Source organism: Mycoplana rhizolycopersici, from assembly GCF_013378445.1.
GTDB classification, from domain to species: domain Bacteria; phylum Pseudomonadota; class Alphaproteobacteria; order Rhizobiales; family Rhizobiaceae; genus Mycoplana; species Mycoplana rhizolycopersici.
The window spans coordinates 57,656-67,891 of the sequence record NZ_JABXYK010000021.1 but is presented as its reverse complement, the minus strand read 5'-3'; the positions used below and the strand labels follow the sequence as shown (position 1 = coordinate 67,891).

At 62.3% G+C, this 10,236-nt stretch carries 11 protein-coding genes, 1 tRNA gene and 2 pseudogenes; 8 read left to right on the top strand and 6 right to left on the bottom strand.

The window, feature by feature from the left end:
• Positions 1 to 255: 255 nt before the first annotated feature.
• From HV823_RS23470 to HV823_RS26865, 3 genes and pseudogenes are all read left to right on the top strand, one after another.
• Positions 256 to 579 (top strand): hypothetical protein, encoded by a 324-nt coding sequence (locus tag HV823_RS23470; RefSeq protein WP_246301899.1) that lies wholly within the window; start codon positions 256 to 258, stop codon positions 577 to 579.
• Between the two features lie 127 nt (positions 580 to 706).
• Positions 707 to 783, top strand: a tRNA-Pro gene (locus tag HV823_RS23465).
• Positions 784 to 868: 85 nt separating this feature from the next.
• Positions 869 to 1,014 (top strand): annotated as a pseudogene (locus HV823_RS26865) (histidinol phosphatase); the annotation flags it as partial.
• Between the two features lie 219 nt (positions 1,015 to 1,233).
• Here the strand turns inward: HV823_RS26865 and HV823_RS23460 are convergent.
• Positions 1,234 to 1,697 (bottom strand): annotated as a pseudogene (locus HV823_RS23460) (VOC family protein).
• Between the two features lie 303 nt (positions 1,698 to 2,000).
• Here HV823_RS23460 and HV823_RS23455 point away from each other — a divergent pair.
• From HV823_RS23455 to HV823_RS23445, 3 genes are all read left to right on the top strand, one after another.
• Positions 2,001 to 2,402, top strand: a complete 402-nt coding sequence (locus tag HV823_RS23455; RefSeq protein WP_176952096.1) for a GFA family protein — start codon at positions 2,001 to 2,003, stop codon at positions 2,400 to 2,402.
• Positions 2,403 to 2,867: 465 nt separating this feature from the next.
• Entirely contained in the window at positions 2,868 to 4,826 is a 1,959-nt protein-coding gene (locus HV823_RS23450; protein ID WP_176952095.1) for an elongation factor G, read from the top strand.
• Between the two features lie 237 nt (positions 4,827 to 5,063).
• On the top strand, positions 5,064 to 5,498 hold the full coding sequence (locus tag HV823_RS23445; protein WP_176952094.1) for a DUF4864 domain-containing protein: 435 nt from the start codon (positions 5,064 to 5,066) through the stop codon (positions 5,496 to 5,498).
• A gap of 91 nt (positions 5,499 to 5,589) precedes the next feature.
• On the opposite strand, the gene tgt is transcribed toward HV823_RS23445, so the two are convergent.
• The 5 genes from tgt to coaD form a co-directional block, all read right to left on the bottom strand.
• The gene (gene tgt, locus HV823_RS23440) at positions 5,590 to 6,729 is read right to left on the bottom strand and encodes a tRNA guanosine(34) transglycosylase Tgt (protein WP_176952093.1); all 1,140 of its coding nucleotides are present in this window, start codon (positions 6,727 to 6,729) and stop codon (positions 5,590 to 5,592) included.
• Positions 6,726 to 7,811, bottom strand: a complete 1,086-nt coding sequence (gene queA, locus HV823_RS23435; RefSeq protein WP_176952092.1) for a tRNA preQ1(34) S-adenosylmethionine ribosyltransferase-isomerase QueA — start codon at positions 7,809 to 7,811, stop codon at positions 6,726 to 6,728. The genes tgt and queA overlap by 4 nt, the downstream gene beginning before the upstream one ends.
• Positions 7,812 to 7,932: 121 nt before the next feature.
• Entirely contained in the window at positions 7,933 to 8,442 is a 510-nt protein-coding gene (locus HV823_RS23430) for a peptidylprolyl isomerase (protein WP_176952091.1), read from the bottom strand.
• A gap of 24 nt (positions 8,443 to 8,466) precedes the next feature.
• The gene (locus HV823_RS23425; protein WP_176952090.1) at positions 8,467 to 9,036 is read right to left on the bottom strand and encodes a peptidylprolyl isomerase; all 570 of its coding nucleotides are present in this window, start codon (positions 9,034 to 9,036) and stop codon (positions 8,467 to 8,469) included.
• Positions 9,037 to 9,063: 27 nt separating this feature from the next.
• Positions 9,064 to 9,558 carry a pantetheine-phosphate adenylyltransferase gene (gene coaD, locus HV823_RS23420; RefSeq protein WP_176952089.1) on the bottom strand — a complete coding sequence of 165 codons (495 nt, stop codon included), beginning with the start codon at positions 9,556 to 9,558 and terminating at the stop codon, positions 9,064 to 9,066.
• A gap of 239 nt (positions 9,559 to 9,797) precedes the next feature.
• Between coaD and HV823_RS23415 the strand changes: the two genes are divergently transcribed.
• On the top strand, positions 9,798 to 9,944 hold the full coding sequence (locus HV823_RS23415; RefSeq protein WP_176952088.1) for a hypothetical protein: 147 nt from the start codon (positions 9,798 to 9,800) through the stop codon (positions 9,942 to 9,944).
• Positions 9,941 to 10,081 (top strand): hypothetical protein, encoded by a 141-nt coding sequence (locus tag HV823_RS23410; RefSeq protein ID WP_176952087.1) that lies wholly within the window; start codon positions 9,941 to 9,943, stop codon positions 10,079 to 10,081. Before HV823_RS23415 ends, HV823_RS23410 begins: the two co-directional genes overlap by 4 nt.
• Positions 10,082 to 10,236: the final 155 nt, after the last annotated feature.

The window sequence follows — 10,236 nt, the reverse complement described above, 5'->3', positions numbered from 1 at the left end:
GCGCAGGTCCATCATGTCATTGGTCATCGGTGGTCTTTCCATCAGGTTGTGCTTGAACAACCCAACCCTACCGGAAAAAGCCGATGACCACCGCTAGCCTGATACACCACCTCTCGGGACGTCATCCAGCGCGCTTGTTGAAAGCCCTTGTATTGTGGCTTCGGCCGACCAATTTTCCATTGCGGAACCGATGCCAATACGGGGCGTTGCGGGTAACAGGGCGACTGCGGTGTTTTGTGTCGCAAGGAGAGTGCAATGATGCTGCATGAATGGCGCTATTGGGTCTTGCGCGTCCTGCGCCCCTTGAATTCGGCCTGCTTCGTCTGCCTCGTTGCGTTCGTCGGTCTTGCAGGGTGTACGGCAACTCCCGGTGGCGGCTATCCGGAACCGATTCCGGGCAGCATCACCTATGGCGGTCAGCCCAGGACAAAACTGACCAAGTCGCCGGTCGGCAGTTGGTTCCATCATCGGTTCACCGACCAATATGGCCGGACGGTCGAGGAGACCTATGTTATCCAGCCGGATCGCTCGCTGCTCCTGACCGGCCGCGTCGTCCTGGAGGATGTTTTCCACTTTTGAAGAAGTCGGCTGTCGATCTTCCCGCATATTCCACCGTTTCCTGCTCGGTGCCGGGCATTTGGATGCGCAAGATATTTTGCTGTTGCGGCGTGTGGCGGATGCGTGTATCTCCGCGGCAACGGATCGGCGGAGTGTAGCGCAGCCTGGTAGCGCATCTGGTTTGGGACCAGAGGGTCGGGAGTTCGAATCTCTCCACTCCGACCACCGTCAAGCAGCTGAACGCCTCTAAAAACCTCCCCTTTAGCCGGTTTTCGTGAGCCAATCCGGCTTGCGTGACAGGCGGGGAGCGCAACGCGAACATCTGGCAACGGCGTTGGCACAGGCACCCAGCGCGCTTCTGCTCGATAAACCGACCACCTCGACATCCAGCATCAACTGGAAATTCTCTTACTCGTCTCCAACCTCGACCTGAGCTGCATTGGCGCGCTCCACGACCGCTTCCACATCCAGTACATCGTGGGGTGAGCAGGGACCCCGGGAATTTCGACCTCAAGGAAGAGATCCGGGACTATTGGTCCAAACGATCCGAGAGGTTCGATCTCGCTTTCGGCTACAGGATCCCGCCGGGACCGGAGGCGAGGGCATGGCGGTAACGATCTGTTCGGTGCTGGGCGCCGAGCCTCGCCGCGTGTGCGGCCTGCCAAAAGTCGCCGATCAGCCGCGTCGCGCGGCCTCGATTGCGGCGACGTCGATCTTCCGCATTGTCATCATGGCCTCGAACGCACGCTTCGCCTCGGCACCGCCCGCTGCCATGGCGTCGGTCAGGACACGTGGCGTAATCTGCCAGGAGATCCCCCATCTGTCCTTGCACCAGCCGCAAGCGCTTTCCTGACCACCGTTGCCAACGATCGCGTTCCAGTAGCGATCGGTCTCTTCCTGGTCGTCGGTCGCGATCTGGAACGAAAACGCCTCGTTGTGCTTGAACATCGGCCCTCCGTTGAGGCCGAGGCAGGGAATGCCGGCGACGGTGAATTCGACGGTCAGCACGTCACCTTGCTTGCCGGAGGGATAGTCACCGGGGGCGTGCCGACGGCGCTGTCGGGAAATATCTCCGAATAGAAACGGGCTGCAGCCTCGGCGTCCTTGTCGAACCAGAGACAAATCGTATTCTTGGCCATGGCAAATTCCCTTCGTCTCGACATTGGTGGTGTTTATGCTTCATTCTGCCACCCGTCGAAATAGGCCAAGGATCGCTTTTCTCCACCCTCGAATTGCCTTTCTCTCGCGGCAGGTCGCTTTCCAGGTCGAGAAGACTTGCCGGTTCGGTATCCCGGAAACGGGATCGGCAACGGTCTTCCAGCCGGACTGCAGCCTCAGATTTCGAGGAGCGGGACCTTGCTCATCCCGGCCCAAACCGGTTGCAGTCCCGGCCCGGGCCAGGCAGTATGTTGGCGTTCCATAATATCATGGTGGACCGATCCATGTTGACGGGCTCATGCCATTGTGGCGGTGCGAAGTGGACACTGAGAGGTGATCCGGGGTCGATCACCGCCTGCAACTGTACGCTCTGCCGGCGCTACGGCGCGCTCTGGGCCTACGACTATGAGGGCGAGCGGATCACCCTGACAGGCCGCACCGCGTCCTACACGCGCGCCGGTCGGGACCGTTCGTCGCTTGAAATCCTGTTCTGTCCGTCATGCTCTTGCGTCCTGAGCTGGAGAGGCCTGCGGCTTGACGAAGAAGGCCGCCGGCGCATGGCGGTCAACCTGCGTCTCGCACCGCCGGATTCCATCTCCAGTCTGCCGATCGACCATTTCGATGGCCTCGACACATTCGACGATCTTCCATCGACGGGGAAATGCGTGCGCGATCTCTGGTTTTAGGGCAAAGGACCGTCGGTCGGTCCTGAGGTTGCGGAGCGGTGATCGCTGTGGAAGCTCGCACTGTTCGCGCGGAGGGGCGTGCATGCAGAACCAAGGACTGCCTATTATGTTCCATAATCTATCTTATCCGATTAATGTGTGTAGCCGCAAAGTTAGAATGTCCTGAATCTGCAAAGTTGGAATGCCACACTCCCCGCGCTTGATGGCGCAGAGATTGCAGATGGGATCTCTTGGCTGCTTGTCTCAGGCCCAAACGGATTGTTCTCGGATCGAAGCGATAGCCGCTTATACCCCAGAGAAGCTGCAGCACCATCGCGGCGGGATGAAGTTCGATGCGATCGAGCGCGATCTGCAGCAAATGTAGCCATTGAGCAAGAAAAAGCGACGGCGCACTGGCGCTTCTCGCGGCTTCGCGCCATCCTATGGATGGAGAGAGTTGCGGTCCTTGGCAACGGAGGAATGCCGATGCGCTGCTTTGCCGTCCTGGGCCCGTCGCAGACGGGCAAGACTACGCTTGTCGAAAGACTGGGGGCCTTGGCGGAAAAGCCGAGGAAGACCGCCTCGCCCCACGGCCTGAACCTTTGCGAATTCGAGTTCGGCGGCGATGTCTGGTGTGCCTTGGACGCGCCGGGATCGATCGAGGCGCTGGCGCACGCCCACAACGCGCTTCTCGCCAGTGACGCCTGCATTCTCTGCGTCTCGCCATCGCCGGACGAGGCCGTGCTCGCCGCGCCCTATCTCCGGGTCATCGAAGCATCCGGCACGCCCTGCATCATCTTCATCAACCGGATCGACGAGCCGCGTGGCCGCATTCGCGACGTGATTGCCGCGCTGCAGGACTATGCGAGCCATGCGCTGGTGCTCCGGCAGATCCCGATCCGCGAAGGTGAGGAAGTCGTCGGCAGCGTCGATCTCATCTCCGAGCGCGCCTGGCGCTACCGGGAGGGACAGACTTCGGCCCTCATAGCGCTTCCCGACGATATCGCCGAGCGCGAACACGAAGCGCGCGCCGAACTTCTCGAGCACCTTTCGGAGTTCGACGACTGGCTGCTGGAGGAACTGATCGAGGACCGCCAGCCCGACAGCGGCGCAGTCTACGCCATTTCCACGCGGATCTTGAAGGACAACCGGATCACGCCGGTTTTCATCGGGTCGGCCGGCCATGGCAACGGCATGCAAAGGCTGATGAAGGCGCTGCGCCACGAGGCGCCCCCGGTGGAAGCCCTGCGCGGCCGCCTCGCCGCTGCCGGAGGGATGGATGCGGCAGCACTTGCCGCCGTCACGTTCCATGGATTCCACCGCCAGAACATCGGCAAGACCGTCCTTGCCCGGGCGCTGGACGGGATCAAGCAGGCTTCAGCACTGGGCGAGGCAGGGCTTGGCACCCTGCAGGATGCCGTTTCCGGGCGGCCGCTTTCCAACGGCTTGCCGGGGCCGGGCGCGGTCTTCGCATCGGTCAAATCGGACCGCCTGCCCGTGCCTGCACTGATCGGTACCGGCGCCACCTACCCCGCGCCGGACTGGACCGCCCCGCCCTCGCCCATGCTGCAACGCATCCTTGTGCCGACCAGCGAGCGCGACGAAACCAAACTTTCCACCGCTCTTGCGAAGATCGCCGAGACCGACAAGGGCCTGCTGGTCGGCCAGGAGGAAGGCACCGGCGCCCATCTGGTGAGGACACAGGGGCCGCTGCATCTGCGCGAGGTGACCCGTGCACTTGCCGAGGTCTTCAACATCGCCGTGAGCGACGAACCGCCGAACGCGGTCTACCGCGAAACTGTCTCCCGGACCTCGGACATCCACTACCGCCATCGCAAGCAGACCGGTGGCGCCGGCCAGTTCGCCGATGTGAAGCTGAGCGTCCATCCGAACGGCCGCGGTGACGGCTTTTCCTTTTCCGAGGTCGTCAAGGGCGGTGCGGTGCCGCGCAATTTCATCCCCGCGGTCGAGGCGGGCGCGCGCGAGGCGATGGACAAGGGACCGCTCGGCTTCGGCGTGATCGACGTCGGCGTCACACTGACCGACGGCCAGCACCATACCGTGGACAGTTCCGAATACGCCTTCCGCACGGCGGCCAAGATGGGCGTGCGACAGGCGATGGGCCAGGCTCTGCCTGTCCTGATGCAGCCGATCATGCGGGTGGAGATTCACATTCCCTCGATCTACACCGGCGGACTGGTCCAGATCGTATCGTCGCTGAAGGGGCAGGTGCTCGGCTTCGATCGTGACGAGAGTGCAAAGGGCTGGGACACGTTTCGCGCCCTGGTGCCGGGAAGCGCTCTGGAGGAGCTGGCACGTTCCCTGCGTTCGGCAACGCAGGGAATTGGCAATTTCTCCGGCGCGTTCGACCATTTCGAGGAAATGTACGGCAAGGAAGCCGACGCAATCGTCACCGCGCACGGCGCGCGTGCGGCTCAATCGTGAGCGAATGTAGAACGCAAGACAAATACGCTATTGCATTGTTTTTAAATACCGAAGGTAAAACCTGAAGAGTGTTGATGGTGGCGCGGCGGCGCACGTCCCCTTCAGCACCGGCATCGGTTGCTATATTCTGTCTTGGCTTTTTCAGCACAGGGCGAGATCCATCACATCGTCGTCATGTGGCCTGGCAATTCGGCATTGTCGCCCTAACCTTGTTCCGGTGTTCCGGAGCATCAGCCCATGAAGATCGCTTCTTTAGCTACAGCCACAGCCATAGCCGCCTGCCTGTGTATCATGGCCTTGTCGGACCGGGCCGGTGCACAGGAACCCGCGACCCTGGCGCAGGACATTATTGCGCGGCAGATCGAGGCGTTCCTGAATGACGACGCGAAGTCCGCCTATTCCTTCGCCTCGCCCACCATCCGGCAGAAGTTTCCGGATGAAGCGTCCTTCTTCGAAATGGTGAAGCGCGGCTATGCGCCGGTCTATCGCCCTGGAAACTACGGTTTTGGGCGCAGCAAGGTCTCGGGCGATGTGATCCTGCAGGAGGTGCTCATTTCTGCAAGCGGCGGCAAGCACTGGACGGCAATCTATCAGCTCGTGCGGCAGTCCGACGGCAGCTACAAGATCAACGGGGTCCACATGTCTCCGTCGAAGGCGGGATCCGACATCTGACGACGCGCAAGATCGCTGAACAGGATTATGAGTTTAAGCTAGTAGTGCATTGATATAAATACAGCTTTTGACCGAATTCAAGCAGCCAGATTCATGCACCCTTCTTGGCTTCCGCCTCACCGCGTGCCCAGGCCTCCTGCGTTTCCGCCATGAATTCCGCATAGCGCCCCTGTTCGATCGCCGAGCGGATTCCCCCCATCAGCTCCTGATAGTAGGCCAGATTGTTCCACGTCAGCAGCATGCCGCCGAGCGACTCGTTCGAACGCACGAGGTGGTGCAGATAGGCGCGCGAATAGTCGCGGCTCGCCGGGCAGGAAGACTGCTCGTCGAGCGGACGCTTGTCCTCGGCATGGCGGGCATTGCGAATGTTGATGCGACCGTGGCGGGTGAACGCCAGGCCGTGACGGCCGGAACGGGTCGGCATCACGCAGTCGAACATGTCGATGCCGTGGGCGACCGACCTCAGGATGTCATCGGGCGTACCGACGCCCATCAGGTAGCGCGGTTTCTCGAACGGAAGGTGCGGGCACGTGGTGTCGATCATGTCGAGCATGACCGCCTGAGGCTCACCAACGGCGAGGCCGCCGATCGCATAGCCCTTGAGGTCGAGGCCAGTCAGCGCCTGGGCCGAGCGCACGCGCAGTTCCGGAATGTCTCCGCCCTGCACGATGCCGAACATCGCCTTGCCCGGCTGGTCGCCGAACGCCGCCTTGCAGCGCTCGGCCCAGCGATAGGACATCTCCATCGCTCGCTCGATCTCTTTCGGTTCAGCGGGAAGCCGCACGCATTCGTCGAGCTGCATCTGGATGTCGCTGTCGAGCAGGCCCTGGATCTCGATTGAGCGCTCCGGCGACATGTGGTGCAGCGAGCCGTCGACATGGCTCTTGAAGGTCACACCCTGCTCGTCGAGCTTACGCAGCCCGGACAGCGACATGACCTGGAAGCCGCCTGAATCGGTCAGAATCGGATAGGGCCAGCGGATCAGCTCGTGCAGGCCGCCGAGGCGGGCGACCCGCTCCGCGCCGGGGCGCAGCATCAGGTGGTAGGTGTTGCCGAGGATGATGTCGGCGCCGAGGTCGCGCACCTGATCGAGATACATCGCCTTGACGGTTCCGACCGTTCCCACCGGCATGAAGGCCGGCGTGCGGATCGTACCGCGTGGCATCGATACCTCGCCGCGCCGTGCCTTGCCGTCGGTCGCAGAGAGCTTGAATTCAAAGCGTTCGGTCATGGTTTCTTCCGGAAAAGCAGGCTGGCGTCGCCATAGGAATAGAAGCGGTAGCCGGTCTCGATCGCGTGGCGGTAGGCTTCCCGCATCGTCTCAAGGCCGCTGAAGGCGGAAACGAGCATGAAAAGCGTCGATTTCGGCAGGTGGAAATTGGTCATCAGCACGTCCGCGGTGCGGAATCGGTAGCCCGGCGTGATGAAGATGCCGGTCGGTCCGGACCACGGTTCGACCGTGCCGTCCTCGCGTGCCGCACTTTCCAGCAGCCGCAGTGAAGTGGTGCCGACGCAGACGATCCGCCCGCCCCTCGCCCGAACCGCGTTCAGCGCTTCGGCCGTCTCCTGGGAAACGTAGCCGATTTCCTGGTGCATGACGTGGTCGTCGGTATCGTCCGCCTTGACGGGCAGGAATGTTCCCGCGCCGACATGCAGCGTCACGAAGTGGCGCTCGACACCGCGGGCATCGAGCTGCGCAAACAGCGCGTCGGTGAAATGCAGGCCCGCGGTGGGGGCGGCGACCGCACCCTCCTCGCGCGCATAGATCGTCTGGTAGTCGCGCCGGTCCTCGGCATCGTCGGCGCGCTTCGAAGCGATGTAGGGTGGCAGCGGAATGTGGCCGACGGTGGCGATGGCCTCGTCCAGTGCGGGGCCGGAGAGATCGAAGCGCAGCGTCACTTCCCCGCCCTCGCCCTTTTCCTCCACGGTCGCGTCGAGGTTGCCGAGCAGGCAGGCGTTCCCGCCATGGCCGAAGGCGATGCGATCGCCGACCTTGATGCGCTTGCCGGGCTTTGCGAAGGCCTTCCAGCGGTTGGCGGCGATCCGCATGTGCAGCGTGGTCGAGACCTGCTGTCCGCCCGCCCCTTCCCGGTGGCGGATGCCCTCCAGCTGGGCCGGGATGACACGCGTATCGTTGAAAACCAGCGCGTCACCGGGTTCAAGAAAGTTCGGCAGGTCAGCGACGTGGCAGTCCTGGAAAGACTGGTCCGCATCGGGGTGGATGACGAGCAGCCGCGCGGCTTCGCGCGGCGTGATCGGGCGAAGGGCGATCCGCTCTTCCGGAAGATCGAAATCAAACAGTTCTATACGCATGGTCTGCAGCTATTGATCCAGGTGCCGCCCGATAAACCATTTCGGCAGAAAAGGGAAACCCGCCCGGGCGCCTGCCGGGTTGAGACAGGCGCGCGGCGCGGGTTTCGGAGATCGGACGCGATCAGGCGTCGGCTGCGACCTTCATCGAGACGATGGTGTCGGGATCCTTCACAGGCTCGCCGCGCTTGATCTTGTCGATGTTATCCATGCCTTCGATGACCTGGCCCCAGACGGAGTACTGCTTGTTCAGCCAAGGTGCGTCGGTGAAGCAGATGAAGAACTGCGAGTTCGCGGAATTCGGCATCTGGCTGCGGGCCATCGAGCAGGTGCCGCGCACGTGGCTCATGTTGGAGAATTCGGCCTTCAGGTCCGGCTTTTCCGAGCCGCCCATGCCGGCGCGGGCCGGATTGAAGTCCTTGCCGCCGGTCTTGCCGTACTGGACGTCGCCGGTCTGGGCCATGAAGTCCTCGATGACGCGGTGGAAGACGACGCCGTCATAGGCGCCCTCGCGCGTCAGTTCCTTGACGCGGGCGACGTGCCCGGGCGCGACGTCCGGCAGAAGCTGGATGACGACCTTGCCCTTCGAGGTCTCCATGATGATGGTGTTTTCCGGATCCTTGATCTCGGCCATGGTCTTTCTCCTTGGTTGGAATGCTTACTTGCCGACGGTGACCTTCGTCATCCGGTCGGGATCGGTGACGGAGCCGTTGTTGGCTTCTTCGCCGCGCTTGATCTTGTCGACGTTCTCCATGCCCTCGACCACCTGGCCGACGACCGTGTATTGCCCGTTGAGGAAATCGCCAGGCGCAAACATGATGAAGAACTGCGAATTGGCCGAATCGGGATTCTGCGCCCGGGCCATGCCGACCGTGCCGCGCTGGAACGGGACGTCCGAGAACTCGGCTGGCAGGTCCGGCAACGCAGAGCCGCCGGTGCCGGCGGCAGCCGCGCTGTAGCCGTCTTCCATGTCGCCGTACTGGACATCGCCCGTCTGCGCCATGAAGCCGTCGATAACGCGATGGAAGGCGACGTTGTCGTATTCGCCCTTCTCCGCCAGCGCCTTGATGCGCTCGACATGCTTCGGCGCGATGTCGGGGCGCAGCTCGACGACGACGGGGCCATCCTTCAGCTGGATCGTCAGATATTCCTTTGCCTGCGCCCAGGCGCTGCCACTGGTGGTAGCAAGAAGAAGAGCGCCGGCAAGGGCGAACTTGAAGAGTTTCATGGTCACTCCGTTTCGTTGAAAGGCGTATCAGGCGCGTCTGCGGGCCTTCAGCGCCGCGTCGACGACCTTGGGGACGAAGGCGCTGACGTCACCGCCCATCCCCGCGATCTGACGAACCAATGTGGCGGTTATGGGCCGCGATGCAACCCCCGCAGGCAGGAAAACGGTCTGGACGTCCGGCGCCATCTGCTGGTTCATCCCCGCCATCTGCATTTCGTAGTCGAGGTCGGTGCCATCCCTGAGGCCACGGATCAAAAGATGCGCCTTGTGCGCCCGGGCGGCATCGACGACCAGCCTGTCGAAGGAAACCACCGACACGTCGTCCGCCCGCGACGGCAGGACGTCGGCGATTGCCTGCCGGATCAGTTCGGCGCGTTCCTCGAAGGAAAAAAGCGGCGTCTTGCCGGGATGGATGCCGATCGCGACGATCACCTTGGGCGCAATGTTCAGCGCCTGGACGAGCACGTCGAGGTGTCCGTTTGTGATCGGGTCGAAGGAGCCTGGATAGAAGGCGGCGGCCATGGCGTGCAGTTCCCGTTTCGCCCGCCTTTTGTCATGCGAAGCGAAGTTAGGCAATAGTGGTGCACCGCCATGTCCCCGGCAAAGTTGACAAGTTTTCGGCACCGATCCGTCCAAGACCTTGGTGAGGCGTCGGTGATTTACTTCGAATGCAGCTTTTCGGGAACAAATCGCCAAGAGGACGCGTTTTGCCGGCAAGTTGATTTCGATAATGCGCTTCCCAAGATGGAAGGAACTGCAAGATGGCGCTCGCTCTACTCTGCATGACCATGTTCGTTGTTCTCACCACCGCAAGCATGCGCGCGACCCGCAACGAGGCTCGCCGACGCGAAGCGGGCGTCAACCTGCGCGGTAAATGGATCCGCGGCCGGCAGGAGGCGAAGGCATGACCATCCTGATGATCTTCTTCGCCGCCCTGATCAGCACGATCTTCACCATCGACTTCTCGCGCACCATCTACACGCTTCGCCAGGAGCGGGTCGCGATCAGGGAGATGAGACGGAAAGCAGGCGGCTTCGACGTGTAGCACGCGTCGCGGTTCCGCAAGCAGGCAACACCGGAAACCGCCGATGCACCAACGTCCCCTTGCCGCCGTCCTCGCAGGCGTCCTTCGGATCGCCTGCAAAACAGAAAGGCCGACGCTGACGCGCCGGCCTTTCTGGCAATTGGAATGCTGGAGAG

Bases quoted from the DNA above. Each gene is read 5' to 3' on its own strand.
- HV823_RS23470 (WP_246301899.1), top strand. From the start codon at position 256: ATGATGCTGCATGAATGGCGCTATTGGGTCTTGCGCGTCCTGCGCCCC.
- HV823_RS23455 (WP_176952096.1), top strand. From the start codon at position 2,001: ATGTTGACGGGCTCATGCCATTGTGGCGGTGCGAAGTGGACACTGAGA.
- HV823_RS23450 (WP_176952095.1), top strand. From the start codon at position 2,868: ATGCGCTGCTTTGCCGTCCTGGGCCCGTCGCAGACGGGCAAGACTACG.
- HV823_RS23445 (WP_176952094.1), top strand. From the start codon at position 5,064: ATGAAGATCGCTTCTTTAGCTACAGCCACAGCCATAGCCGCCTGCCTG.
- tgt (WP_176952093.1), bottom strand. From the start codon at position 6,729: ATGACCGAACGCTTTGAATTCAAGCTCTCTGCGACCGACGGCAAGGCA.
- queA (WP_176952092.1), bottom strand. From the start codon at position 7,811: ATGCGTATAGAACTGTTTGATTTCGATCTTCCGGAAGAGCGGATCGCC.
- HV823_RS23430 (WP_176952091.1), bottom strand. From the start codon at position 8,442: ATGGCCGAGATCAAGGATCCGGAAAACACCATCATCATGGAGACCTCG.
- HV823_RS23425 (WP_176952090.1), bottom strand. From the start codon at position 9,036: ATGAAACTCTTCAAGTTCGCCCTTGCCGGCGCTCTTCTTCTTGCTACC.
- coaD (WP_176952089.1), bottom strand. From the start codon at position 9,558: ATGGCCGCCGCCTTCTATCCAGGCTCCTTCGACCCGATCACAAACGGA.
- HV823_RS23415 (WP_176952088.1), top strand. From the start codon at position 9,798: ATGGCGCTCGCTCTACTCTGCATGACCATGTTCGTTGTTCTCACCACC.
- HV823_RS23410 (WP_176952087.1), top strand. From the start codon at position 9,941: ATGACCATCCTGATGATCTTCTTCGCCGCCCTGATCAGCACGATCTTC.